Here is a 24863-nt window from a genome sequence, read left to right as displayed (position 1 = left end):
GGCTCCCGCCAGCACCGGGTTCCTAGGTTCAGCGGAGGAACGTGCTGGAAACGTGACGAAGGGACTCCCATGCCCGAACCCGAAGGTGGCCAGCGCCGCCGGTTGCTGCCGCTGCTCGGCGGCAACCACGGCGGTCGCAGCACCATGACCTGTAAGTACCGTTGCGCCGACGCCTGCTTCCACCCGGCGCCGAACACCAGCGACAACGAGTACTTCGGCGACATGGTGAACAAGGCGATGTCGCGGCGTGGGCTGCTGCGGTCGGGCGCTGTCGCCGCTCTCGTCGTCGGGTCCGGTGCCGGCACGGCTCTCACCGCGGCGGCGGCGCCGGTACGCACGTCGTCGAGCGCCGCCGGGCCGAAGCCGCCGACGCCCACCTTCCCGGACCTGCCCGAGCGCGGCCGCCCGGTCGGGTTCCAGGCCGTCGGTGACAACACCGTCGACAGCATCGTCGTGCCCAACGGCTACGACTGGTCGGTGACCGCGGCGTGGGGCGACCCCATCCTGGACGGCGCGCCGGAGTTCGACTTCGAGAACCAGTCCGTCGAGGCGCAGCAGCAGCAGTTCGGCTACAACTGCGACTTCGTGGCGATCCTGCCGCTGGACCGGCATTTCGAGCGTGCGCTCATGTGGGTCAACCACGAGTACACCAACGAGGAGCTGATGTTCCGCGGCTGGGCCGGCCCGGAGAACGCCACCGACGAGCAGCTGCTCATCGTGCAGGCCGCGCACGGCGGCTCCGTCGTCGAGATCGAGCGGGTCGACGACACCGGCGAGTGGCGCCCGGTGCCCCGGCGCCGTCGCTACAACCGGCGCATCCACACCGGCACCGAGTTCCGGCTCGTCGGCCCGGCGGCCGGCAGCGACCTGCTCAAGACCAGCGCCGACCGCACTGGCACCAAGGTCAAGGGCATGCTCAACAACTGCGCCGGCGGCACCACGCCGTGGGGCACGATCCTGACCGCCGAGGAGAACTTCAACCAGTACTTCGGCGCCACGGCCGCCATCACCGACCCGGAGACGGTGCAGCGGCTGTCTCGCTACGGCATCCGCACCGAAGCCGGCACCGACCGCGGCTGGGAACGCGCCGACAGCCGGTTCGACCTGGCCACCGAGCCGAACGAGGCCAACCGGTTCGGCTGGATCATCGAAGTGGACCCGTACGACCCGGACTCCACGCCGCGCAAGCTCACCACGCTGGGCCGGCTCAAGCACGAGGGCGCGAGCATCGCGATCGCCGAGGACGGCCGCGCGGTGGCCTATATGGGCGACGATGAGCGGTTCGACTACGTCTACAAGTTCGTGTCGAAGAACACCTACCGCCCGGGTGACTCCAAGCGCGACCGCGACCACAACCTGCGGCTGCTCGAGGAGGGCGACCTCTACGTCGCGAAGTTCGCCGGGAACAGCCCCGAGTTCCCCGCCGACGCGCCCGCGGACGGCCTGTTCGACGGCACCGGCGAGTGGATCCCGCTGATCGAGGACGGCGAGAGCAAGGTCGAGGGCTGGAGCGTCGAGGACGTGCTGATCTTCACCCGCCTCGCCGCGGACCAGGTCGGTCCGACGAAGATGGACCGCCCGGAGGACGTGGAGCCGAACCCCGTCACCGGAACCGTCTACATCGCCCTGACGAACAACTCGGCCCGCACGCCCGAGCAGCGCGACGAGGCCAACCCGCGCGCGGCCAACAAGTTCGGCCACGTCATCGGCCTGGACGAGGACCGCGGCGACGCGGCGGCGCTGTCCTTCACGTGGAAGATCGTGCTGATCGCCGGCGACCCGGAGGACCCGGAGACCTACTTCGACGGGTTCGACAAGTCGCAGGTCAGCCAGGTCTCCTGCCCGGACAACGTGGCGTTCGACCCGGCCGGGCGGCTGTGGATCTCCACCGACGGCATGCCCGGTGCCTCCGGTGTGGCCGACGGGCTGTTCGTCATGCCGGTGGAGGGCGACGACACCGGCCACCTGCGCCGGTTCGCGTCCGTGCCGCGCGGCGCGGAGTGCTCGGGTCCGTTTATCACCCCCGACGGCCGCTCCGCCACCATCGCGGTCCAGCACCCGGGCGAGGGCTCGGGTGCGTCGCCGGACAACCCGCTGTCGACGTTCCCGTACGGCGACCAGCCGCGGCCGTCCGTCGTCACCGTCTGGCGCAAGAGCCCCACGGGCGGGCCCTTCATCGGCGACTGACCGCGGATCGCCCCATGATCATCAACGGTTGGCGACGCTATGGCGTAGCCAACCGTTGATGATCATGGGAAGTGTGAGAGGATAGCGCTTTCCGATCGTTTGGGAGCCCGATGACCTTCGGATGCGTGCACGACGTGGGCATATCCGTCCACGTCACGTACGACGGCGCCGAGTTGCTCGAGTACGTGTACCACCCCGCCGACGCGCAGCGCGAGGCGCCGCGGCCCTACGCCCACCCCGTCCGCACGCTCGGCGGCGAGGTCGTCACGGTGCTACGCCCGCACGACCACGTGTGGCACAAAGGCCTGGCCTGGTCACTGCCCCACGTGGGCAGCGAGAACTTCTGGGGCGGCGGGACGTACACCCACGCCGAGCGCCGGTACGTGCAGCGCGACAACAACGGCGCCATGCGGCACCAGCGGCTCACGGCGCTGGACGCGCTGGCCGACCTGGTCCGCATCCGCCACGACCTGGCCTGGATCACCCAGGCCGGCCGGCACATCGTCGACGAGGACCGCACCGTCACAGTGACCGTCGCGCCCGGGCACGACGCGTGGACGCAGCGGTTCGACACCGCGATGACCAACGTGTCCGGCGAGACCATCATGCTCGGGAGCCCGACCACCGCGGGGCGCGACAACGCCGGTTACGGCGGGCTCCTGTGGCGCGGGCCGCGGTCGTTCACCGGCGGGACGGTGTTGGCGCCGGGTACCGCGGGCGGCGACGACCTGCGCGGCAAGCGGGCGCCATGGATGGGCTTCACCGGCCGGCACGACGAGACCGCCGCCGCGTCCACCGTCGTCGTCGTCGACCACGAGGCCAACCCGTCGCACCCGCCGCAGTGGTTCGTGCGGACCGAGGCGTTCGCGGCCCTGTGCCCGGCGCCGTTCTTCAGCGAGGAGCTCCCCTTCGAGCCCGGCCTGACGCTGCGGTTCTCCTACGCCGTCGTCGTGGCCGACGGCGAGTCCGACCCGGCGCGGGCCGCGACCCTGGCGGAGGTCGGCGTGCACGCCCTCACCGACGACCACGAGGAGGCACCATGACGCGAACCCGGCCGGGATTCCCCGGCGGCACCGCGGTCAGCCACCTCACGGTCTACGACTGGCCGACCGCGGACGGGCTCGCCGGCGGCGCCCCGCACCTGCACACCGCCTCCGGCGAGGGCTACGTCGTGGTCGGCGGGCAGGGCCGGCTGCAGACGCTCAGCGCCACCGGCGCCGAGGAGCACCCCCTCTCCCCCGGCGTCGTGCTGTGGTTCACCCCCGGCACCGTGCACCGGCTGGTCAACGACGGCGGCCTCGAGATCGTGGTGGTCATGCAGAACGCGGGCCTGCCCGAGGCCGGCGACGCGGTGTTCACCTTCCCGCCCGAGGTGCTCGCCGACCCCGACGCCTATGCGGCCGCCGCGGCGCTGCCGCACACCGACGACGACGACGCGCTCGCGGCCGCCGCCAGAGCCCGCCGCGACCTGGCGCTCGATGGGTACGCGCGGCTGCGCGAGGCCGTGGCCACCGACGGACCGGCCGCGCTGGCCGCGCTGCACGAGAGGGCGGCCGCGCTGGTGATGGCGCGGGTCCCGGGCTGGCGCGACACCTGGCAGCGCAACGTGCGCACCGCCGTCGACGCCACGGACCGCGCCCTCGACGACCTCGCCGGCGGCCGGGCACCGCACCTGGCCGCGGCGTCGGTGCATGTCGGCGCCCGGCGCGAGGCAACCTACCGCTACGGCATGTGCGGCCGCCTGCGCACCTGGGACGTCGCGGCGTCGTGACCCGGCCGGGGAGACGGCTCCAGGTCCCGCATCGGGAGGTCCGGGACGTGCTCCGCGGCGAACCCCAGCAGCTCGCCGGCCAGGGTGAGGTCGACCGGCGCCGTCCGGCCCGGGAACGGCCGGCGCAGCGACACGTCCGGCAGGAACGCGCCGAGAAGTTGCTCGGTCGGGTAGGGCGCCGACGTCTCCGGCGCCGCCACGAACACGGTGTGTGCACCAGGCCGGGCCGGCCGCAACCCCAGCTCGACCGCGCGGGCGGCGTCGCGGGTCTCCAGGTAGAGCCAGGCGTCGACGGCGGCATGGCCCGGGTCGCCGGCGATCACGTCGAAGAACCCGGGCAGCCGGTCGTCCAGGCCGTCCGCCCCGCCCAGCCCGGCGACCATCGGGAACCGCAGCGCCACGACGTCCATGCCGTGCCGGCGGTGCATGGCCGCCGCCGTCAGCTCGTCCACCTGCTTGGACAGCGAGTACGGGTCGGCGGCGAGGCTGGGCAGCCGCTCGTCGAGCGGCAGGTACGCCGGGCGGCCCGGCCGCGGCCCGTACCGGTAGCCCAGGGCGTTGATGCTGCTGGCGATCACCGCGCGCCGCACGCCATGCTCGCCGGCGGCGTCGAGCACCGCGAACGTGGCCGCGGTGTTGGTGGCGAACACCTGGTCGGCGCTGCCGAGCTCCGGCGCCGGGATGGCGGCCAGGTGCACCACGGCGTCGACGCCGGCGAGCGCACTGGCCAGCGTGGCCCGGTCGCGGGCGTCGCCGACGACGACGCGGTCGGCCGCCAGGTCGCCGGGGTCGTCGAGGTCCAGCGCGGTGACGGCGGCGCCCAGCCGGGCGAAGTGCCAGGTGGTGGTCCGGCCGATAAGTCCGGCGGCACCGGTGACGAGGATTCGCTCCACGGACGCCCATCCTGTCAGGCACGCCGTCGGCCCGCGGCCCGCGCCCGTGGACCCAGGCTTCATCCGCACGACAACCCGCATTCAGGGAGCATCCGTACGCTTCGGACACCTCGGCCATCACGTTGGAGGAAGCCGTGCGTCCACCACGCCTGTCCGCCCTGATCACCGCCGCGCTGACGACGGCCGCGCTGGTCCTGGTGGCCGCGCCGTCGGGCTCGGCACAGACCGACGAGCCCGACGAGCCCACCGTCGTCCTGACCGAGGACTTCGCCGGCGGCGAGCTCCCGGCCGGCTGGAACCCCGTCGACGGGGAGTGGTCGGTGTCCGACGGGCGGCTGGTCGGCGTCAGCGCGTCGTCGTCGCAGCAGTCGCGCATCACGTTCGGCTCGCACCTGCGCAACTACCGGGTCGAGGTCACCGCCCGGTTCGAGCAGGTGGCCAACGCCGCGCGGTGGACCGCCGTCGCCCTGGACATGGCCGCCGACGGGTCCACCCCGTGGTGGATCGCCACCATGCGCAGCGGCACGACCGCGTCCAACGGCCTGGAGTTCGCCCAGCGCACCGCCTCGGACTCGTGGAACGTCACCAACACCGCCGCGGCGCCGCACGCCGCCGGCACCGGACGCGACGTGCGGATCGCCGTCGAGGTGCACGGCAGCCGGGCCAGGTGGATCTTCGACGGCCAGGAGGTCATGAGCACCAGCGCGCTGCAGCGCTCCGAAGCGGGAGTCCTCGGCCTGGTCGTCAACGGCGCCACCGTATCCTTCGACGACGTCGTCGTCTCCGAGCTCGAGGAGGAGCCCGTGATCCGGCCGGTAGGACCGGAGTCGGTGCCGGCCGTGGTGGCGCACCGCGGCTACTCCGGCGTCGCACCGGAGAACACGCTCGCCGCGGTGGAGTCCGCACTTCGCAGCGGCGCCGACTACGTCGAGGTGGACGTCGCCAGCAGCGCCGACGGCGTGCCGATCATCCTGCACGACAACACCCTCGACCGGACCACCGACGGCACCGGCGCACTGCCGCTGGTGACGTCGGAGTACGTCGCGACGCTGGACGCCGGGATGTGGTTCTCGCCGGCGTTCGCCGGGCAGCCGGTGCCGCGGCTGACCGACGTCCTGCCCATGCTGCGCGGCCGCGCGCCGGTGCTGCTGCTGGAGGTCAAGGGCCCGGAGACCTACACCGAGCTCGAGACCATCGTGGGGCAGCTGCGCGAGCACGGGCTCGTCGAGCAGACCATCCTGCAGAGCTTCGACGTGCAGGTGCTGCGCGACGTCGCCCAGATCGAGCCGGAGCTGCGGATCGCGCTGCTGCGCTCCAGCCTGGACGCCGACCCGGCGGCGGTGGCTCGCGACCTCGGCGTCGTGGCGTACAACCCGTCGTGGACGGCGCTGCAGAACCGGCCCGAGGTGGTCGCCGACCTGCACGAGTCCGAGGTCGCCGTCATGCCGTACACCATCGACGACCCCGAGCAGTGGCGCATCCTGCGCGACCTCGGCGTCGACGGCATCATCACCAACCGCCCCGGCGCCCTGGTCGGGTGGAACGCCCGGCACGTGCAGACGGTGCCCGACGCGCCCACGGTCGCTATCGCCGCGCCGGTCGACGGTGCCGTGCTCACCCGCGGCGACGCGCTCGTGCCCGCGGTCACCTCCGAGCACGCCGAGACGATCGAGGTGACACTCGACGGCGAACCGGTCGCCGAGGGCGCGCCGATCGCCGTCGACGCCCTGGCCGCCGGCGAGCACGTCGTCGAGGTCACCGCCGTCGGCGTCAACGGCACCGCGACCGCCACCGCGACGGTGACCGTGCAGCCCTCCGGCGCCGGGCTGGTCCGGCTCGTCACCGGGCCCGAGGTCACGCGCAGCCTGCGCGACCAGCTGCTGCGCGCGATCGACCGGGAGGACTGGCTGCGCGTGGGCTCGATCGCGCACAGCGGCGTCGGCGGTCAACAACTCCCAGCCGAGTTGGCCGCGGTGATCGCCGCCGACGCCGAAGCCCTGCGCTGACGGCTGGGTCCGCAGGTCCGCCGGGAGACCGCCGGGGTTCGGGGGGTCAGCGGTGGGACAGCGCCTCACCGCCCCACCGCTGCGCCAGCGGCCCACCGGGATCACGGCTGTGGAAGCAGATACCCCAGTGCGCGATCCATGACGGCGACCCGGTCGGCCGGATCCTCGATCCCTTCCAGGCCGAAGCCCGCGAAGAGCGTCCCCGGGGTGGACACCACGGCGCCCTCTGGGAAGTCGGCCGCGGTCGTGCGGACGAAGTCGTTCGCGTTGGGCGCGCTGCCCGCCGGCGCGCCGGTGACCTCCCATCCGCCGAGGTCGGTCTCGAACGAGGTCGTGCCGTCGCCGGTGGACACCACGATGTCGTCGACGAACACGCCCAGGCCCTGGACCGCCCAGTCGCTGGCGTAGGTGATGGACAGCTCGACCTCGCTGCCCGCGTACGCCGACAGGTCGACCTCCCACTGCTGCCAGCCGCCGGAGCTGCCCGACGAGGCCCACCACTCGCCGGTCGTGCCGGTGGGCAGGCAGGTCTCGTCGTCGACGAAGGTCTGGTAGTGCTCCAGCTGCGGATGCAGGTCGGCCCAGCCGGCCGGGCAGCTTTCGCCGGGCTCCTGCGTCGTGTGCCCGTTCACGTCGGGCAGCGTCGTCCAGTCGTCGGTGCCGGCCGGGCGCGCCTCGACGAACAGGTGGTCCCACGCGGCCTCGGTGTCGTAGGACGTCCAGAACGACACGGTGGCGCCGCCGGCCGGGACGCTGATCGTGTTGCTCAGCCGCTTGTAGGAGACGTCGGCGATCTGCGAGTAGACGTAGAAGTCGCCAGTGTGCGGCTCGAACGGCCCGCCCTCACGGTCCCAGCGTGCCGCCACGTCGCTCTGGAACTGCGGGAACTCCGCCGGGTCCAGGACGCCGCTGGTCGCGATGAGCGAGTTGCTGTGGTTCTGGTTGCCGGCGCCGTCGAACCCCCAGGCCAAACCGGCGAACGGACCACCCTCGACGCCGATGACGTCGAGCAGGGTGCCGTCCTCGCCGGTGCCGGCGTTGTCGACCACCAGGTATGCGCCCAGCCAGTACTGGAGCACGTCGTTGGTGAGATCACCGGAGCCGGTGAGCAGCCGGCAGCGCGCGGCGACGGCCGGGTCGGCGGTGCACTGCGCGTTCGCGGCGGTCGGATCGTAGAGCTGCCCCCCGACGTTCGGGGTGTACTGGCTGCCCGCCCACGAGCCGGTGTAGAGCAGCCGGCCGCCCTCGTTGAGGAAGTCGCGGACCTCGAGCAGCTCGTCCATGGCCAGCCGTGACGCGTTGCCGGCTGCCCAGCCGGCCTCGCGCGTGACGACATCGTCGCCGGTGTACCAGATGACGGCCTCGTAGTGTGACAGCACGCCGAGGGCGTCCGGCGCGACCCGGCCGCGAGCGTCCACGTCGTACACGTCGAAGCCGACACCGTTCGCCGTCAGCGCGTCGGTGTAGAACTCCAGGTAGTTGGGTCCGCCGGCCTGCGGCGGGGACGCGCCGGTGTAGTCCTCCGCGGCCAGCACGAGCACGTCGTCACCGGACTCCTCGACGGCGGTGTACGTGAACGTCTCGCTGGTCGCGCCGCCGCCCTCGAACCAGACCTCGACGGTGTCGCCCGGGTCGGTACCGGTGACCATGCCGCCCATGACGCGGTAGTGGACCGAGGTCGTGCCGCCGTAGCGGTCGCCGCCCTTCCACTCCTCGGTGGGCGCGCTGACCTCGTCGCCGCCGTTGACGCGGTACTTCAGCGTCACCTCGCCGAGCTCGCGCTTGGCGAGCACCCGCACCTCCTGCGGGTCGCCGTAGGAATACTCGAACGTGAAGTCGGCCTGCGGCAGGCCGGCCTTGTAGGTGTCGTCGCTCTCCAGGTAGAAGGGCTTCGTGGTCAGGCCCAGGTGCGACACCGGGTCGGCCGGGTCGGCGGCCGACTTCGCCACGTCCAGCGCGAACGGCAGCGTCTTCTCGAACTCGGCCTGGATCAGCGCCTCGTCGTCGGGGAAGACGAACCCGCTGCCCGGAATGCCCTCCCCCAGCTCGGGGGTCCAGGCCAGCGTGCCGCGTTGGGCGTGGGCGAAGTCGGTGGTCTCGCCGTTGGTCACGTAGAGCACGTCCGACGACAGCCCCGGCTCCCAGCCAGGGATGGCCGGCGTGTCCATGTTGCCCGAGAGGGCGAAGTAGATGGGGTCGTCCGCGGTGGGAGTCGCGATCTGCCAGCCCTCGGGATAGAGCAGCCACTCACCGGTCGAGTGCCAGTTCACGTGGAAGGCGAACCGGACCCGGTCGTAGAGCGACATCATCGCCTGCGTCTCCGGCTCCGACCCGGCCGACGGTCCCCGGTAGGTTTCGCTGGACAGCAGGGAGGACGAGCCCTCCTCGTCGTACTTGAAGTGCTCCGGGTAGTTGCGGTTCGGGTCGACGCCGTCGAGCAGTGTGATCACGCCGTCGCCGTCGTTGTCGCGCAGGTTCTTCCGCCACAGCCGTTCCTCGTCGAACGTGTACTGGTACCCGTCGGGGTTGGAGACCAGGACGAACCAGTACTCGTTGCGACGCAGCATGCTGCGGACCTCGGGGTCGTTCGCCCGCCAGCCGTCGACGAACCAGTTCAGCAACCGGCGGTTGACCTCACCGGAGATCCACTCCCGGGCGTGCTGCAGCGAGCTGTAGAGCACGGCCGGGCGGGTGCCGTCGGCGATGCCGCGGGCGCCCTGGGTCAGCTTCACCGCGATGATCTCGCGGCCGTTGTAGGTCTCGCCGAGCACGACCAGCTTCACCAACTGCGGGTTGCGCCGCGCCAGCTCGTAGAGCTCGTCGCGCAGGCCGCCGGGCTCGTCCCACGACCGCCAGACCTCGAAGCCGCTGGCGGCCTGCCGGGCGGCGAGCTGGGTAGCGCTCAGGCCGTCCTCGTTCCGTTTGACCTGGACGTCGATCCCGCGCCCACGCAGCGCCTGGACTTCGTCGTCGCTGAGGATCAGGTCGATGCTGAGGCCGGCGCCGCTCGGCTCGGTGGCGGTGACGTCCATGCCGTCGGCGACGATGGCGGCGGCCTCGTCCGCGCTGACCTGCGCGGTGTAGGCCTCCAGGGCGGGCTCGTCGCCGGCCGCGAGATCTTCCTGGGCGCCAGCGCCGCTGGTGACCAGCAGCGACACCCCCAGACCTACGGCCGCGACGGCGGCGAGAAGACGGGACGAGGAACGCGCTGCAGCCATGATGGACTCCTTTGTCCGCTCAGCGACGACGTCGACTGCGAACTCGAGAGCAGGGCTGACTGCGGTTCCGCCGCCCCCCGGGCCCGCCGCTGCGGACGCTACTGCGTGCGACGTTGCCTGTGAAGGCGCTGGTCCGGACCGCTGATCACGCAGCGGGCAGCGGGCGGCGGCCGGCGAACCCCAGGTCGGCGCGGTGGTACCAGGCCAGCTCGGGCTCGCCTTCGACCCAGCACAGCAACACCGGCTCGCCGTCGAGCACCGACGGGAAGTCCAGGAGCAGCGGTGCGATGCCCTTGATCTCGACACCGGCCGAGACGATCTCCGACACCAGCTCGTCCAGCCGCGCCTGAGCCGCCTTCAGCTCCGGCAACCTGCCCAGCCGGCTGGCCACGCCGTCGCGCACCGCCGCGCCGAGCTCGGCCAGATCGGCCCGGACCTCGACGACCTGGTCGATCACCGGCCGGAGCCGCGCGAGCTCGGCCTGGGCACCGTCGACGGTGTAGGTATCGGCCATCTGCCCATCTTCGCAGTGGCCGAGAGGTCAGACGGTGTCGGGCGCCAGCACGACCCGCAAGGTGTCTGCCGGGCCGAGGAAGCGGTGGTCGGCCACGCAGTGGACCTCGACGTGCTCGACCGGTCCCGACGTGCTGGGCAGCCTGCCGCGCGTAGTCACCGTCGCCGGCAGCCCGCAGTCGGGGCAGTCGAACAGCATGGTGGGGGTCTCCTCGCGCTGCGACGGGTGATCGCGCCGTCCTTGCCGCGAGTCGTCCCAGCCATGGTGGCGCGGATCGCAGCTTGATCGCCAGGGCGGCCGCGGGTGAGACCGCTCACCCGTGTGTGCCAGGTCACACCGGTTCGGCGGAAACCCTTGCGGTGCGCCGGGCGAGGGACTTTGCTAAAGCCAGGAAGCGCGCATCGGGATCTGGCCGCGGCCAGCCGCAGGAGATCGCCGACACGAGGAGGTGGGCGCGCGCCACGCGGTGCCTTCCGTTGCGCACGGTCGGGCCGACGCGCCCTGGTCGGCCCCTGGCGTAGGCGGGAGTGTCCATGACCAGAATCAGCATGACGGTCGATGGCGTGCGTTACGACGACGACGTCGAGCCGCGGACCCTGCTCGTGCACCACCTGCGGAACCGCCTCGGCAAGGTCGGCACCGTCGTCGGCTGCGACACCAGCAACTGTGGCTCCTGTACCGTCCTGCTCTCCGGCCGCAGCGTGAAGAGCTGCTCGCTCCTCGCCGTCCAGGCCGACGGCGTGGACATCACCACCGTCGAGGGCCTGGCCGGGCGCGACGGCGAGCTGCACCCCGTCCAGCTGGCGTTCCACGAAAGCCATGCGCTGCAGTGCGGTTTCTGCACGCCCGGCATGATCATGGCCGCGGTCGACCTGCTCACCGAGAACCCCGACCCCAGCGACACCGAGATCCGCGAAGGGCTCGAGGGCAACCTGTGCCGGTGCACCGGCTACCAGAACATCGTCCGCGCGGTGCACGCGGCGGCGACGTCCATGCGGACCAGCGTCCCATCGACGCCGGAGGCCGCGGGCGCGCCGGCACCGTCCATGGGTGAGGAGGTGACCACGTGACGGTCACCGAGGACCGCGCCGGCCGCGAGGTCGGACGCGACCGCCGTCGCAAGGAGGACGCGCGTCTCATCACCGGCCGCACGATGTGGACGGACAACGTCAGCCTGCCCGGGATGTTGCACCTGGCGATCCTGCGCAGCCCGATGTCGCACGCCCGTATCGACGGCATCGACGCCTCGGCGGCCCGCTCCATGCCGGGCGTCGTCGACGTCATCACCGGTCGCGACGTCGCCGACGTGCAGGGCAGCCTGCCGTGCGCGTGGACCGTCACGCCGGACATGGCCCACCCCGACCACCCGCCGCTCGCCGTCGACGAGGTTCGCTTCGCCGGCGAGCCGGTCGCCGTCGTCGCCGCCCGCGACCACGCGACCGCGCTGGACGCCCTCGAGGCGATCGAGGTCGCCTACGAGCCGCTGCCCGCTGTCATGGACATCGAGGACGCGCTGGCCGACGGGTCGCCGCTGGTCCACCAGAGCCTGGGCACCAACAAGAGCTTCACCTGGGCCTTCGACTCCGCCGAGGAGGGCACCGGCGGCGACGCGGCCGCCGCGATCGACGCCGCCGACGTCGTGGTGCGCCGGCGCTACGTGCAGCAACGCGTCATCCCAGCCTTCATGGAGCCGCGCAGCGTCGTCGTCGACCCGACACCGGACCAGATCACGGTCTGGTCGTCCACCCAGGTGCCGCACTTCGTGCGGTTCTTCCTGGCCGCCGTCCTGGGCACGCCCGAGCACAAGATCCGGGTGATCGCACCCGACGTCGGTGGCGGGTTCGGCGGCAAGCTGCAGATCACCGCCGAAGAGTTCATCAGCTTCCTGGTCGCGCAGCGGCTGCGCAAGCCGGTCAAGTACACGGAGTCGCGGTCGGAGGCGATGCTGAGCGCCCACCACGGCCGCGACATGATCCAGGACGTCGACGTGGCGGCCGACCGCGACGGCACCGTCACCGCGCTGCGCGTGCGGCTGCTGGCGAACATGGGCGGCTACCTGCGGCTGCTCACACCGGCGACGCCGCTGCTCGGCAGGTACATGTACAACGGCATCTACAAGTTCCCGGCGCACCGCTTCGAGTGCACCGGCGTCTTCACCACCACGACACCGACCGACGCCTATCGCGGCGCCGGCCGGCCGGAGGCGACGTTCGCCATCGAGCGGGTCATGGACGACCTGGCGGCCGAGCTGGGCATGGATCCGGTCGAGCTGCGCCGCCGGAACTGGATCGAGCGCGACGAGTTCCCGTTCACGACGGTGACCGGGCTGACCTACGACTCCGGCGACTACGCGGCCGCCACCGACAAGGCCATGGGCCTGCTCGGCTACGACGAGCTCCGCCGCGAGCAGGCCGAGCGCCGGGCCGCCGGCGACCGGGTGCAGCTGGGCATCGGCGTCTCCACGTACACCGAGATGTGCGGGCTGGCTCCCAGTCGTTGGCTCGGGTCGCTCGGCTACGCCGCCGGCGGGTGGGAGTCGGCGATCGTCCGGATGCTGCCCACGGGCAAGGTCGAGGTGCTGACCGGCACCTCGCCGCACGGTCAGGGGCACGAGACGGCGTGGAGCCAGATCGTCGCCGACCAGCTCGGGGTGCCGTTCGAGGACATCGAGGTCATGCACGGCGACACCCGCACGTCGCACAAGGGCCTGGACACCTACGGCTCCCGGTCGCTGGCCGTCGGCGGATACGCGCTGGTCGAGGCCTGCAAGAGGGTCGTCGAGAAAGCCCGGCCGATGGCCGCACACCTGCTGGAGTGCGACCCGGCGGACCTGGAGTTCGTCGACGGCTCGTACCGCGTCAAGGGCACGCCGGGCGCGTCGAAGTCGATCACCGAGTGCGCGCTGGCGATCTTCGCCGCGCACGACCTCCCCGACGGAGTGGAGCCCTACCTCGACGCGGACGCCAGCTACGACCCCGTCGACTTCTCCTTCCCGCACGGCACCCACCTGTGCGCGGCGGAGGTCGACACCGAGACCGGCCAGGTACGGCTGCGCTCGTACGTCGCCGTCGACGACATCGGCAAGGTCGTCAACCCGCTCATCGTCGAAGGCCAGGTGCACGGCGGCGTCGCCCAGGGCATCGCCCAGGCGCTGTTCGAGGAGGCCATCTACGATGAGGACGGCAACCTCATGACCGGCACGTTCGTCGAGTACACGATCCCGAGCTCGGCCGACCTGCCCGACATCGTCACCGACCGCACCGAGACCCCCGCGCCCGGGCACCCGCTCGGCGCGAAGGGCGTCGGCGAGGCGGGCACCATCGCCTCGACACCCGCCGTCGTCAACGCGGTGGTCGACGCGCTGCGTCCGTACGGCGTCACCGACGTGCGCATGCCGTGCACGCCGGAACGCGTCTGGCAGGCCATCCGCAATGGAGGTGGGCGCCCATGATCCCGGCAGCGTTCGACTACGTGCGAGCCGAAGACGTCCGGACCGCGCTGACAGCTCTTGCGGACGGTGGCGAGGACGCGAAGGTCCTGGCCGGCGGGCAGAGCCTGATCCCGATGCTGCGGCTGCGCCTGGCCGCGCCCACCCTGCTGGTGGACGTCGGCGGGGTCGGCGAGCTGCGGGGCGTCCGCGACGACGGCGACGCGCTCGTCATCGGTTCCATGACCACCCACGACGAGCTCATGAACGACGCTCTGGTCCGGGAGCACGCGCCGCTGGTGGCCCAGGCCGCCGCGACCGTCGCGGACCGGCAGGTGCGCCACGTCGGCACGTTCGGCGGCTCCCTGGCGCACGCCGACCCAGCCGGCGACCTGCCCGGGGTGACGCTCGCCCTCGACGCGACGTTCTCGGTCATGGGGCCGGGCGGCGCGCGCGACGTGCCGGCGTCGGAGTTCTTCGTCGACTACCTGACGACGGCGTTGCGGCCGGATGACCTGCTGATCTCGGTCCGAGTGCCCAAGCTGCCCGGCTGGCGCACCCACTACGAGAAGTTCCAGCAGGCCGCGCAGGCGTGGGCCGTGGTCGGCGTGGCCACCGCGGTCCGCCGCTCCAACGGCACCGTCGACGAGGCCAGGGTCGCGCTGACGAGCATGGGCTCCACGCCGGTGCGGGCACACACCGTCGAGGCGGCGCTCGCCGGCGCACCGGCGACGGCGGACGCCCTGGCCGAAGCCGCCGGCCGGGCCGCCGACGGCACGACGCCGATGAGCGACGGCATAGCATCCGCGGACTACCGCAGCCACCTGGCGAGGGTCCTCACCCGGCGCGCACTGGAGGCCGCAACCGGCTGACTCGCGCTGACCCTCGGCGCCGGTCGTGACGTGAAGCCCTGGGCGCATCCTCCGCCCCTGCGCTCATGATCATCAACGATCCGCGACATCACCAGGCGATCTCGCGCCTCACCATGGCTGCAAGCATGGTGGAGCACACAGCATCCTCCTGATGTCAGCGCGGCCGGCCTGGGACGTACGGCGTGGCCGCCCGGAGATCAGCGCGGGAGCCTCTAGGATCACCGTGACCGTGCTCTGGAGGCCGCCATGCCCGACAGCGTGTTCATCGCACTGACGTTTGCATCTGCAATCGGCGCCGGCCTTATGGCGGGCGTCTATTTCGCGTTCTCGGCCATGGTGATGCCTGGGCTGCGCCGTCTCGAGCCGGCCGATGCGACCCGGGCCATGCAGGCGATCAATGTGGCGCTCATGAACGCGTGGTTTCTCGCGGTATTCATGGGATCGGCCGCGTTCTCGCTGCTGTCGGTGGTGCTGTCGTTCGTTCGGTGGGGCAACGACGAGGCCGTGTACCTGCTGGTGGCCGGGCTGCTCTTCCTCGGCGGGTCGCTCGGCCTGACCGCCGGCTATCACATTCCCCGCAACAACGCGCTGCTCGCTCTCGACGCCGACGGGCCGGAGGTACCTGAGGTCTGGCGCCGCTTCGACAGCGAGTGGACGTCGTGGAACCACGTCCGCGCGGTGGCCAGCCTGGCGGCCACGATCCTGTTCATCGCCGGGATCGCCGCCGCCTGACGCCCCGCCGCGCGTTTCACCCCGTCGGCGCGGCCGCCTCGAACAGCAGGCAGGACGAGATCGCGTGCGCCACCAGCCGGCCGGCGCCGTCGGTCATCCGCGCCTCGGCCAGCGCCGTCGTCCGCCCACGGGAGACGACGACACCCTCGCACCGCAGCTCTGCGGAGGCCACCGTCACCGGGCGCAGGAACTTCGTCGTCAGGTCGAGCGAGGTGTAGCCGACTCCGGCCGGGAGCACCGAGTGCACGGCGCACCCGGTCGCGGTGTCGAGCAGCGTCGCCAGCACGCCGCCGTGCACCGTGCCCAGCGGGTTGTAGTGGAACTCCTGCGGCGTCACGTAGACGACGACGCGGCCCTCGTCGGCCTCCATCCGGTCCATGCCGATCATGTGCAGTACCGGCGGAGGCGGCAGCTCACCGTCGATCATGGCGCGCAGCAGGTCGAGCCCGCCGCGGCGGCCCAGGTGCGCCGCGACCAGAGCCGGATCGGACCATGAGAACGTCCGCTCGCGCGGCATCACCTGAGTCTCGTTCATGGATGCAGCCTCCCAGCGGTTGCTGGGTCTGTCAAGAAGACCTAGCCTGGGCGCCATGCGGCCCGAGGCGTTGAACTGGTCGGTGGAGAACTGCCCCATCGGCCGGACCATGGAGTTGCTGGGCGAACGATGGACCGTCGTCGTGCTGCGCGAGGTCTTCAACGGCATCCGGCGCTTCGACGACATGCGCGCGCGCACCGGCATACCCCGCCAGGTACTGGCCAACCGGCTGTCCACCCTGGTCGAACAGGGCGTGCTGCGGCAGGCTCCCTACCAGGAGCCAGGCGCCCGGCAGCGGCACGAGTACCGGCTCACCGAGAAGGGCTTCGACCTCTACCCGGTTCTCCTCGCCGTCCACGACTGGGGCGAGCGCTATCTCAGTGGGCCGGCCGGCTCGCCGTCGCGGTTCGCCCACGCCGGCTGCGGCGCGTCGGTGCACGCCACGTTGCGCTGCGAGGATGGTCACCACGTCACGGCCGTGCGCGACGTCCGGCCGCTGCCCGGGCCCGGCGCCGTCCGCCGCGACCACGCGGAATCGTCTGTCAGCTAGACCGTCAGCGGTCCGGACTTTATGTGGAGACGCCGACCGGGCGTAGGATCGGACCATGACCACAGCCACCGAAGCGGCCGGCGCCCCCGCGCCGGGCGCGCTGGACGGCGACGTCGGCTTCATGCTGGGCGTGGTCTTCCGGTCTTACCTCAAGGCGGCCGACGCCGCCACGGCCGGCCTGCCCGGCGGGCACCGCGGCCGGCACGTGCTGTCCGCGGCCGTCCAGAACGAGGCGCACAGCCAGTCGGCGCTGGCGCAGCGGCTCGGCATCGACAAGACGGTCATGACGTACCTGCTCGACGACCTCGTCGGCGCCGGGCTGGTCGAGCGGCAGCCCGACCCGGCCGACCGCCGCAACCGCCGCATCGTCGCCACCGCGCACGGCCGCGAGACGCTGGCCGAGGTCGACCGCCGCATGCTGCTGACCGAGGACCATGTGCTCGGGTGTCTCGACGACGATGAGCGCGCGGCGCTGCGTGGGCTGCTCGGCCGGCTCGCCACCCACGTCAACCACATAGATCCCGTCGCCGACACCTGCGCGCTGGTGGAGGACATCGGCAACCGCGGCTGACCGGGGCGCACCCGGCACCGAGGGACTGCGCGCCGCGGGCTGCCTCCTCTACGCCGTCGGCGTCAGCGACACCGCCGACGACCTCATCCGGATCAGCGAGATCTGGGAGAGCGAGGAACACCGCGACGCCTCCCTCGAGCTGCCGAGACCAAGGCCGCCATCGCCGCCGCGATGCCGATGCTGCCCGGCGAGCTCACCGGGCAGGAGGTCCGGCTGGCCGGCGGCCTCGGCGTCCGGTCAGTGGTGGAGCCGCGCGCCTTTGACCACCTTGTCGACGGCGTTGCGCGGGCCGTGCAGCGCCAGCCCGACGACGTCGAGGTCGTCGCGCCGTACCGCCGCGACCGCGGCCCGGTTGTCGCGGTCGTTGCCGGTGGCGAACAACTCGCGCGTGAACACGGTGAACCGCAGTCCGCGCGACAGTGCCCGCCCGTGCGCGGCGCGCAGGACGTCACCGTCGCCGGCGAACACCATCACCGGCTGGCGGAACATCGGCAGGTATTCGGTGCCGTCCGCGTCGGCATAGGGCTCGCCCAGCAGCTCCGGCTCCGCGCCGGCCACCCCGCTGACGAGGAACGCCGTCACGTTCAGCCGCTGCCAGACCGCCAGGTCGTCGTGGAGCAGGACGGCGATCTTCGTGGTGAAGCGGATCTCCTCGGTCACCGTCCCAGCGTGCCGCGGCCGGTGCCGTGAGTCTTGTACGGTGTTAGCGTGCCGCACCCGCAGGCCGCCGGCGGCGCGCGTTCCACGGTCCGCGCCTGGCGGCCGGACGTCCCGGGGCTGGTCGAGGTCTTCCACGCCCGCTACGTCGACCACGCCTACCCGGCGCACACTCACGACGCGTGGACGCTGCTGATCGTCGACGACGGCGCCATCCGCTTCGACCTCGACCGCCATCACCACGGCGCCGCCGGGTCCGCCGTCACGCTGTTGCCCCCGCACGTCCCGCACGACGGCCGGGCCGCGACACCGAACGGGTTCCGCAAGCGGGTCCTGTACATGGAACCGCCCGTCCTCGGCGACGACCTGATCGGCGCCGCCGTCGACGACCCGACCCTGCTGGACCGCCAGCTGCGGCAGCGGGTGCATCAGCTGCACCGCGTCCTCGCCGAGCCCGGCGACGGCCTGGAGGCGGAGAGCCGGCTGGCGCTGATCCGCGAGCGGCTGCGCGATCGCCTGCGCGGCCCGCGACCGTCGCCGCCGGCACCGCGCGGCCTGGCCGACCGGCTGCTCGAGCTGCTGGACGCCCGGACGACCACGGGGATGACGCTGAGCGACGCGGCCGCAGAGCTGCACGCCCACCCCACCCACCTGGTCCGCTCGTTCACCGTGGCGTTCGGCCTGCCGCCGCACCGCTACCTCACCGGCCGCCGGGTGGAGCTCGCCCGGCGGATGCTGCTGGCCGGCCGGCGTCCCGCCGACGTCGCCTCCGCGGCCGGTTTCTACGACCAGGCCCACCTGACCAGGCATTTCACCCGTTACCTGGGCGTCGCGCCGGCCCGGTACGCCGGTGGCGCCCGGAGGCGTTGACCTCGAGCGCACGCGAGGTGGCATGGTCGGCCCATGACAATGACGAAGCGCACCCTCGGCCGCAGCGGCATCGAGGTCAGCGCCCTGGGCATGGGCTGCTGGGCCATCGGCGGGCCGTTCTCCCGGGACGGCAACCCCGTCGGCTGGGGCCAGGTCGACGACGACGAGTCGGTACGGACGATCCACCGCGCCCTGGACCTCGGAATCACCTTGTTCGACACCTCCGACGCCTACGGCACCGGGCACAGCGAGCGCATCCTGGCCCGGGCGCTCGACGGCCGCCGCGACGACGCCGTCATCGCCACCAAGTGGGGCAACACCATCGACGCGGCGACGCGCGAGCTCACCGGCGCCGATTCCTCCCCCGCGTACCTGCGCCGGGCACTGGAGGGTTCGCTGCGCCGCCTGGACACCGACCGCGTCGACCTCTACCAGCTGCACCTCGGCAACCTGCCGATCCCGACGGCGCACGACCTGCTCGGCACCCTCGAGGAGCTGGTCGACGAGGGCAAGATCCGCTGGTACGGCTGGAGCACCGACCACGCCGACCGGGCCGCGTCCTGGGGCCGCGACGGCCGCCACTGCACCGCCGTCCAGCATGCCCTCTCGGTGCTGCACGACGCCACCGACGTGCTGGCCACCTGCGAGCAGCACGACCTGGCCAGCCTCAACCGCAGCCCGCTCGCGATGGGCCTGCTCACCGGCAAGTTCACCGCGTCGTCGACACTGGGCCCAGACGACGTGCGCGGCGTCGCGCCGGACTGGCTCGTCTACTTCCGCGACGGGCGCCCGGTGCCACGGTGGCTGGAGCGGGTGGCCGCGGTGCGCGAGGTGCTGAGCGGCGGCGGACGGACCCTGGCCCAGGGCGCGCTGGCATGGATCTGGGCCCGCAGCGACGTGACCATCCCGATTCCCGGCTGCCGCACCGTCGCCCAGGCCGAGGAGAACGCCGGCGCCATGGCGCACGGCCCGCTGGCGCCGGACGAGCTGGCCGAGGTCGAGCGCCTGCTCGCCGACCTGCGCGCCGAACCCGCCTCCGCCAGGTGACCCGCCGCCCGTCCGAAATGATCACGTTCAGCACGAAATCTCGTGTCACACCATGCTCGCAATCATGATGAGGCTCGAGGGATCCTGCTGAACGTGATCATTTGAGGCGCTCCGACCCGATCCGCCGAGCGTCCAAGGGGCGCCGGTCGATACCCAGGCCGACGCATCCGCCCGGACGGCTCGACATTTCTCCGTTCTTCCCGCTCGTCCGTGTCGAGAACGCGGCGACGGCTCCGACGTCCCCGATGTCAGCGAACCCATCGCTGGCACGTGGAGCCGGAAGGACACTCCAATGGAGTACTCGACCACCACCCCGAGCAGGCGAGCCGGCCGGCGGGAATGGATCGGGTTGGCCGTACTGGCTCTGCCGACGCTGCTGCTGGCGCTCGACATGAGCGTGCTGTACCTGGCGCTGCCGCACCTCAGCGCGGATCTCGGCGCGGACGGCACCCAGCAGTTGTGGATCATGGACGTCTACGGCTTCATGGTCGCCGGGTTCCTCGTCACCATGGGCAACCTGGGCGACCGGATCGGCCGCCGCCGGCTCCTGCTGATCGGCGCCGCCGCGTTCAGTGTCGCGTCGGTGCTCGCCGCCTACTCCGTCAACGCCGAGATGCTGATCCTGACCCGAGCGCTCCTGGGCATCGCCGGTGCCACCCTGATGCCGTCGACGCTGGCGCTGCTCAGCACGATGTTCACCGACGCCCGCCAGCGTGGCGTCGCGATCGCGTGCTGGATGAGCTGCTTCATGGGCGGCGCCGCGCTCGGCCCCGTCGTCGGCGGCGCGCTGTTGGAGACCTTCTGGTGGGGTGCGGCGTTCCTGCTCGGCGTGCCGGTCATGGTCGTGCTGCTGGTGACCGGGCCGGTCTTCCTGCCCGAGTACCGCAACGACGACGCCGGCCCGCTCGACCTGATCAGTGTTGCGCTCTCGCTGGCCACCGTGCTGCCCGTGGTCTACGGGCTCAAGGAACTGGCCAAGCACGGCGTCGGGGCGGCGCCGCTGATCGCTCTGCTGGCCGGGACGGTGTTCGGCGTGACCTTCGCCCGGCGGCAGCGCCGGCTGCCGTCCCCGCTGCTGGACCTGCGACTGTTCGCGAACCGGACGTTCAGCTCGGCCCTGACCATCTGGCTGCTGTTCGGCGCCATCCAGGGCGGCACCTTCCTGTTCTTCACCCTGTACCTACAGACGGTGGCCGGGCTGACGCCCATGCGGGCCGGGCTGTGGCTCCTGCCCGGAGCACTCGGGATGATCGTGTCGTCGCTGCTGGCGCCGCACATCGCGCACCGCACCCACTCGGGCAACGTCATCGCGGCCGGCCTGCTGATCGCGGCCGCCGGATACGCGGTGCTCACTCGCCTCGACGCCGACGGCGGCCTTGTGGTCCTGGTCGTCGGCTTCGTCGTAGCGCTCGTCGGCGTCGGGCTGGCCGCGTCCGTCGGCACCGCCGTGGTGGTCGGTTCCGTGCCGCCGTCGAAGGCAGGCGCCGCTGCGGCGCTGTCCGAGACCTGCGCCGAGCTGGGAATCGCCCTGGGCGTCGCCTCCATCGGCAGCCTCGTCACCAGCATCTACCGCAGCCAGGTGACCGTGCCGTCCGGCGTCCCCGCCGACAGTGCCGCGGCCGCCCGCGAGAGCATCACCGGCGCGGTCGCCGCTGTGCCCAGCCTGCCCCAACCGGACAGCGACTCCCTCCTGCAGAGCGCCAGCGAAGCGTTCACCAGCGCGCTGAGCTCCGTCGCCGGGCTGAGCGCCACGTTGTTCGTCGGGCTGGCCGTGCTCGCGATGACGACACTGCGTCAGTCGGCCACCGATGAGAAAACAGTGCCAGCCTCGTCGGTACCGGTAGATGCCACCGACCAGGTGGACGAGGACGCGCCCGCGGCGCTCGCCGCGTGACCATCACGAAAGGAGAACCGACATGTTCAAGGACGCCAAAGCCTTCAGCGGCTTCTCGGTCAACGACATCCCGCGGGCCAAGGAGTTCTACGGCCAGACCCTGGGCCTCGATGTCAGCGAGGAGAACGACGCGCTGATGCTCAACATCGCCGGCGGCAACCCGATTCTGGTGTACCCCAAGGACAACCACACGCCGGCGACGTTCACGATCCTCAACTTTCCCGTCGGCGACATCGAGGCCGCCGTCGACGAGCTCACCCGCCGCGGCGTGACGTTCGAGCGCTACGTAGGGACTCCGATCGAGACCGACGAGAAGGGCGTCTTCCGCGGCGGCGGCCCGTTGATCGCGTGGTTCACCGACCCCGCGGGCAACGTGCTGTCGGTGATCCAGGAGGACTGACGCCCCAACACACACGAGAGGTCCAGCTCGATGAGCTGGACCTCTCGTGTCCTGTAGGCACTCGCCCACCCCCGTACGGGGCGAGCTACCCCAGGACGCTGGAGCGCCGCGGCATCACCTCGTGACCACCACCGCATCCGGATCTTCCCCACGTCCACGCGCCGAACTCTTCAACCAGCCGAGAGGCCAGCCCTTGCGCGACCTGGTGGGACGCCGCCGCCTGTGCCTACCCTTCATCGTTCCTCCCTTGTGGGTTGGAATGACCCCCGAGAAGCCGCAAGCACAGCCGCTCAGGAACCAGTGTGAAGCTGGTCGTCCCGAGCGGGACTCCAGTGTTCAGTTGTGACTCCACTATGGCATCGCGAGTCACAGTCGATCAAGAGTTTTGGCGAGATTAATGCGCGGTACCCCGATCCGGCGAAGACGGCTTGACTATCGAAGGATCGGTGCACTATCACACCCAACTCTTCGATACTCCTGGCCCAGACAGACATGACGGCCAAATTACTGCCGGTCATAACTAAATTCAAGACTTCTGTAGAACGCTCGCTTCCATTATCGTGAACGTACGGCGCGACCTGCGCCGGCGTCATCCGGCCACGCGCATGGGAGGCCGCCGCATGAAGCGAACCGCCACTGCGAGCCCGGCTCGTCCATCCTGACCTCGACCGACGACCAAGATACTGGCCGGCACCGCACGCGACGGGCGGAGAAGACACCTCGGCACTGCGGTCGCCCATGCTCGACGGGAAGTGACGCCGATGACTTCCGTGGAATTGGCTCGGACCGCGCTGGCCGTACTCTTCGCCGCCGTGGGGCTGTATTGCGCGGCGCGAGTGGCTGCCTGGTGGGCAGTCCGGCGCGGCCCCCACGACCGGGCCGGCGCACACCGCCACGCGGGAGAACCGGTGGCCGAGATCTCCCATACCGCGATGGGCCTGGCGATGGCGCTGATGACCGCGCCGTTCGGCGACCTCGTCCCGGCACCGCTCGGCGTTCTCGTCTTCGGCGTCCTCGCTGCCTGGTTCGCGACGATCCTGTGGCACGACGGACTGATGAGCCGCGCCGGCGTGACGTACCGCGGGCGTGGCGGCGCCTCCTCGAGCCTGAGCGCCGGCGGAGTCGGCGTCTCGACGGGGGTCAGGGTCGGCCAGCGACGCGACGACCACGCCGGCTACAACCTGCACCACCTCATCGGCTGTGTCGCGATGATCGTCATGTTCGCGACCGGCCACGGCTCCGGCGCCGTCTCGACGACCGGCGCCGAGACCGCCCTCGGCCACCACCAACTGGCGCCGCTGACCAGCCTGAGCTGGCTGTTCGGCCTGTACTTCCTGGTGGCCGCGACGTCTCTGGGGTTCCGGGTCGGCGAGCCGGCGGTGCGCACGACGTACCGGATGGCGGTGCCGGCCGGTCCAGGCCTGCCCCCCGCACCGGCGCCGCGACCGGCTCCGTCGCGACTGTTGTGGTCGTCGGCTGGTCGCTGCGCCAGCGAGGTCGCCCTCAGCGGCGGCATGGCACTGATCTTCTTCGCCAGCCTCTGAGCGGGCGACGACATCCCGCACCGTGAGGGCGTGTGACGCGTCAGGATGCCCTGACGATGAGGTAGATGCCATGACCACTACCTGACTGGTGGTTCCATCGATTGTCTGCGCCCCACCTCATGCCGAAAAATTCTGACATACCTGTACATGACTGGAGGATGACTGTACGTTGAGCATTTCGTCGAATCCGACGATATGTCTCAACAGGGAGGAATGGGCATGAGGAGACCCATCATTCGATCTCTCCTGGCCGGTGCCGCGCTCGTGGTGCCCGGAGTTGCCGCCGCCCCGGCGATGGCCGACTCCGACGCCGGCACCACCGGCGCGGCCGCCAGCGCCGTCGTCCACCAGGAACTGGCAACGACGACAGCGGAGCAACGCAGCACCACCACCTACTGGACCGCGGAGCGGATGGAGGCCGCGATTCCCGCCGACGTGCTGGTCGACGCCGATTCGGGCGAGGCCGCCGCCGAGCCCGCGGTCGAGGCCGACATCGCGCCGGCCGCCGTCCCGGAGAACCCGCGCCCGGAGTTCGGCAAGGTGTTCTTCACCCTCGGCGGCACCGACTACGTGTGCTCCGGCACGGCCACGTCCAGCTCCAACGGCGACGTCGTCACCACCGCCGGCCATTGCGTGCACGAGGGCGCCGGCGGCGGGTTCGCCTCGCAGTTCACGTTCGTGCCGGCCTACGAGAACGGCTCCGCGCCGCACGGCCAGTGGTCGGCGTCGGACCTGTACACCTCGACCGGGTGGGCCAACAGCGGCGACTTCACCGTCGACGTCGGCTTCGCGGTCATGAACGAGAATGGGTCCGGCCAGAGCTTGACCGACGTCGTCGGCTCGTACCCGATCGCCTTCGACCTCGGTCGCGGGCTGTCGTACACGTCCTACGGCTACCCAGCAGCCAGCCCATTCGATGGGCAGAGCCTGTTCTCGTGCAGCGGCACCGCCCGCAACGACCCCGGCGGCTCCTCCACCCAGGGCCTCACCTGCGACATGACCGGCGGCTCCTCGGGCGGCGGCTGGATCACCGGCGGCCAGCTGAACTCCGTCAACAGCTACAAGTACAACAACGACCCCAACACGATGTACGGGCCGTACTTCGGCGGGACCGCCCAGTCGGTCTACAACGCCGCTGCCGGCGCCTGACGCACTCCGCCCGGGTCTCGTCACCC

22 protein-coding genes are annotated in these 24863 nt (G+C 71.5%); 16 read left to right on the top strand and 6 right to left on the bottom strand.

Going from position 1 to position 24863, the window contains the following annotated elements:
* Positions 1 to 69 precede the first annotated feature (69 nt).
* The 3 genes from E1269_RS24605 (at position 70) to E1269_RS24595 (ending at position 3958) form a co-directional block, all read left to right on the top strand.
* Complete coding sequence (locus tag E1269_RS24605) at positions 70 to 2187, top strand: PhoX family protein (RefSeq protein ID WP_131899525.1); 2118 nt, start codon at positions 70 to 72, stop codon at positions 2185 to 2187.
* A gap of 110 nt (positions 2188 to 2297) precedes the next feature.
* Positions 2298 to 3230 (top strand): DUF6807 domain-containing protein, encoded by a 933-nt coding sequence (locus E1269_RS24600; RefSeq protein WP_131899523.1) that lies wholly within the window; start codon positions 2298 to 2300, stop codon positions 3228 to 3230.
* Entirely contained in the window at positions 3227 to 3958 is a 732-nt protein-coding gene (locus tag E1269_RS24595; RefSeq protein WP_131899521.1) for a cupin domain-containing protein, read from the top strand. Before E1269_RS24600 ends, E1269_RS24595 begins: the two co-directional genes overlap by 4 nt.
* Here the strand turns inward: E1269_RS24595 and E1269_RS24590 are convergent.
* Positions 3910 to 4851, bottom strand: coding sequence for an NAD-dependent epimerase/dehydratase family protein (locus E1269_RS24590; protein ID WP_203434037.1), 942 nt, complete (start codon positions 4849 to 4851; stop codon positions 3910 to 3912). The two genes, E1269_RS24595 and E1269_RS24590, sit on opposite strands and share 49 nt — an antisense overlap.
* A gap of 134 nt (positions 4852 to 4985) precedes the next feature.
* On the opposite strand from E1269_RS24590, the gene E1269_RS24585 reads away from it, so the two are divergent.
* Positions 4986 to 6857 (top strand): glycerophosphodiester phosphodiesterase, encoded by a 1872-nt coding sequence (locus tag E1269_RS24585; protein WP_203434036.1) that lies wholly within the window; start codon positions 4986 to 4988, stop codon positions 6855 to 6857.
* Positions 6858 to 6958: 101 nt separating this feature from the next.
* Here E1269_RS24585 and E1269_RS24580 read toward each other — a convergent pair whose 3' ends face one another.
* The 3 genes from E1269_RS24580 to E1269_RS32485 form a co-directional block, all read right to left on the bottom strand.
* Entirely contained in the window at positions 6959 to 10075 is a 3117-nt protein-coding gene (locus tag E1269_RS24580; RefSeq protein ID WP_131899517.1) for a M14 family metallopeptidase, read from the bottom strand.
* 145 nt (positions 10076 to 10220) lie between these two features.
* Positions 10221 to 10589, bottom strand: coding sequence for a DUF2203 domain-containing protein (locus E1269_RS24575; RefSeq protein ID WP_131899515.1), 369 nt, complete (start codon positions 10587 to 10589; stop codon positions 10221 to 10223).
* Between the two features lie 27 nt (positions 10590 to 10616).
* The gene (locus tag E1269_RS32485) at positions 10617 to 10787 is read right to left on the bottom strand and encodes a hypothetical protein (protein ID WP_162606609.1); all 171 of its coding nucleotides are present in this window, start codon (positions 10785 to 10787) and stop codon (positions 10617 to 10619) included.
* 335 nt (positions 10788 to 11122) lie between these two features.
* Here E1269_RS32485 and E1269_RS24570 point away from each other — a divergent pair, with 335 nt between their 5' ends.
* The 4 genes from E1269_RS24570 to E1269_RS24555 all read left to right on the top strand — a co-directional run bounded on the left by E1269_RS24570 (position 11123) and on the right by E1269_RS24555 (position 15620).
* Positions 11123 to 11659: a (2Fe-2S)-binding protein gene (locus E1269_RS24570; protein ID WP_131899513.1), complete on the top strand. Its 537-nt coding sequence runs from the start codon at positions 11123 to 11125 to the stop codon at positions 11657 to 11659.
* Entirely contained in the window at positions 11656 to 14040 is a 2385-nt protein-coding gene (locus E1269_RS24565; RefSeq protein WP_203434034.1) for a xanthine dehydrogenase family protein molybdopterin-binding subunit, read from the top strand. Before E1269_RS24570 ends, E1269_RS24565 begins: the two co-directional genes overlap by 4 nt.
* Positions 14037 to 14888, top strand: coding sequence for an FAD binding domain-containing protein (locus E1269_RS24560; protein WP_131899511.1), 852 nt, complete (start codon positions 14037 to 14039; stop codon positions 14886 to 14888). Before E1269_RS24565 ends, E1269_RS24560 begins: the two co-directional genes overlap by 4 nt.
* A gap of 246 nt (positions 14889 to 15134) precedes the next feature.
* Positions 15135 to 15620, top strand: a complete 486-nt coding sequence (locus tag E1269_RS24555) for an anthrone oxygenase family protein (protein WP_131899509.1) — start codon at positions 15135 to 15137, stop codon at positions 15618 to 15620.
* Positions 15621 to 15636: 16 nt separating this feature from the next.
* Here E1269_RS24555 and E1269_RS24550 read toward each other — a convergent pair whose 3' ends face one another.
* The gene (locus tag E1269_RS24550; protein ID WP_131899507.1) at positions 15637 to 16155 is read right to left on the bottom strand and encodes a PaaI family thioesterase; all 519 of its coding nucleotides are present in this window, start codon (positions 16153 to 16155) and stop codon (positions 15637 to 15639) included.
* Between the two features lie 55 nt (positions 16156 to 16210).
* On the opposite strand from E1269_RS24550, the gene E1269_RS24545 reads away from it, so the two are divergent.
* Together E1269_RS24545 and E1269_RS24540 are read left to right on the top strand one after the other, a co-directional pair.
* Complete coding sequence (locus E1269_RS24545) at positions 16211 to 16705, top strand: winged helix-turn-helix transcriptional regulator (RefSeq protein ID WP_131899505.1); 495 nt, start codon at positions 16211 to 16213, stop codon at positions 16703 to 16705.
* A gap of 55 nt (positions 16706 to 16760) precedes the next feature.
* Positions 16761 to 17276, top strand: coding sequence for a MarR family winged helix-turn-helix transcriptional regulator (locus tag E1269_RS24540; RefSeq protein WP_131899503.1), 516 nt, complete (start codon positions 16761 to 16763; stop codon positions 17274 to 17276).
* A 237-nt stretch (positions 17277 to 17513) separates the two neighbouring features.
* Here E1269_RS24540 and E1269_RS33045 read toward each other — a convergent pair whose 3' ends face one another.
* On the bottom strand, positions 17514 to 17936 hold the full coding sequence (locus E1269_RS33045) for a DUF2000 domain-containing protein (RefSeq protein WP_203434033.1): 423 nt from the start codon (positions 17934 to 17936) through the stop codon (positions 17514 to 17516).
* Positions 17937 to 17984: 48 nt separating this feature from the next.
* Here E1269_RS33045 and E1269_RS24530 point away from each other — a divergent pair, with 48 nt between their 5' ends.
* The 6 genes from E1269_RS24530 to E1269_RS24505 all read left to right on the top strand — a co-directional run bounded on the left by E1269_RS24530 (position 17985) and on the right by E1269_RS24505 (position 24837).
* On the top strand, positions 17985 to 18803 hold the full coding sequence (locus tag E1269_RS24530; RefSeq protein ID WP_131899499.1) for a helix-turn-helix domain-containing protein: 819 nt from the start codon (positions 17985 to 17987) through the stop codon (positions 18801 to 18803).
* 33 nt (positions 18804 to 18836) lie between these two features.
* Complete coding sequence (locus E1269_RS24525; protein WP_131899497.1) at positions 18837 to 19850, top strand: aldo/keto reductase; 1014 nt, start codon at positions 18837 to 18839, stop codon at positions 19848 to 19850.
* 292 nt (positions 19851 to 20142) lie between these two features.
* Positions 20143 to 21744 (top strand): MFS transporter, encoded by a 1602-nt coding sequence (locus tag E1269_RS24520; protein ID WP_131899495.1) that lies wholly within the window; start codon positions 20143 to 20145, stop codon positions 21742 to 21744.
* Positions 21745 to 21766: 22 nt separating this feature from the next.
* Entirely contained in the window at positions 21767 to 22144 is a 378-nt protein-coding gene (locus tag E1269_RS24515) for a VOC family protein (RefSeq protein WP_131899493.1), read from the top strand.
* 908 nt (positions 22145 to 23052) lie between these two features.
* Positions 23053 to 23688 carry a DUF5134 domain-containing protein gene (locus tag E1269_RS24510; RefSeq protein ID WP_131899491.1) on the top strand — a complete coding sequence of 212 codons (636 nt, stop codon included), beginning with the start codon at positions 23053 to 23055 and terminating at the stop codon, positions 23686 to 23688.
* Positions 23689 to 23907: 219 nt separating this feature from the next.
* A complete protein-coding gene (locus E1269_RS24505; protein WP_131899489.1) occupies positions 23908 to 24837 on the top strand; it encodes a trypsin-like serine peptidase in 930 nt (309 codons plus the stop codon).
* Positions 24838 to 24863: the final 26 nt, after the last annotated feature.

The organism is Jiangella asiatica, from assembly GCF_004349065.1.
Classification (GTDB): domain Bacteria; phylum Actinomycetota; class Actinomycetes; order Jiangellales; family Jiangellaceae; genus Jiangella; species Jiangella asiatica.
The sequence above is the reverse complement of the archived record's forward strand: the minus strand, read 5'-3'. Positions and strand labels throughout refer to the sequence as shown.

Bases quoted from the DNA above. Each gene is read 5' to 3' on its own strand.
- E1269_RS24605 (WP_131899525.1), top strand. From the start codon at position 70: ATGCCCGAACCCGAAGGTGGCCAGCGCCGCCGGTTGCTGCCGCTGCTC.
- E1269_RS24600 (WP_131899523.1), top strand. From the start codon at position 2,298: ATGACCTTCGGATGCGTGCACGACGTGGGCATATCCGTCCACGTCACG.
- E1269_RS24595 (WP_131899521.1), top strand. From the start codon at position 3,227: ATGACGCGAACCCGGCCGGGATTCCCCGGCGGCACCGCGGTCAGCCAC.
- E1269_RS24580 (WP_131899517.1), bottom strand. From the start codon at position 10,075: ATGGCTGCAGCGCGTTCCTCGTCCCGTCTTCTCGCCGCCGTCGCGGCC.
- E1269_RS24575 (WP_131899515.1), bottom strand. From the start codon at position 10,589: ATGGCCGATACCTACACCGTCGACGGTGCCCAGGCCGAGCTCGCGCGG.
- E1269_RS32485 (WP_162606609.1), bottom strand. From the start codon at position 10,787: ATGCTGTTCGACTGCCCCGACTGCGGGCTGCCGGCGACGGTGACTACG.
- E1269_RS24570 (WP_131899513.1), top strand. From the start codon at position 11,123: ATGACCAGAATCAGCATGACGGTCGATGGCGTGCGTTACGACGACGAC.
- E1269_RS24560 (WP_131899511.1), top strand. From the start codon at position 14,037: ATGATCCCGGCAGCGTTCGACTACGTGCGAGCCGAAGACGTCCGGACC.
- E1269_RS24555 (WP_131899509.1), top strand. From the start codon at position 15,135: ATGCCCGACAGCGTGTTCATCGCACTGACGTTTGCATCTGCAATCGGC.
- E1269_RS24550 (WP_131899507.1), bottom strand. From the start codon at position 16,155: ATGAACGAGACTCAGGTGATGCCGCGCGAGCGGACGTTCTCATGGTCC.
- E1269_RS24545 (WP_131899505.1), top strand. From the start codon at position 16,211: ATGCGGCCCGAGGCGTTGAACTGGTCGGTGGAGAACTGCCCCATCGGC.
- E1269_RS24540 (WP_131899503.1), top strand. From the start codon at position 16,761: ATGACCACAGCCACCGAAGCGGCCGGCGCCCCCGCGCCGGGCGCGCTG.
- E1269_RS24525 (WP_131899497.1), top strand. From the start codon at position 18,837: ATGACAATGACGAAGCGCACCCTCGGCCGCAGCGGCATCGAGGTCAGC.
- E1269_RS24520 (WP_131899495.1), top strand. From the start codon at position 20,143: ATGGAGTACTCGACCACCACCCCGAGCAGGCGAGCCGGCCGGCGGGAA.
- E1269_RS24515 (WP_131899493.1), top strand. From the start codon at position 21,767: ATGTTCAAGGACGCCAAAGCCTTCAGCGGCTTCTCGGTCAACGACATC.
- E1269_RS24505 (WP_131899489.1), top strand. From the start codon at position 23,908: ATGAGGAGACCCATCATTCGATCTCTCCTGGCCGGTGCCGCGCTCGTG.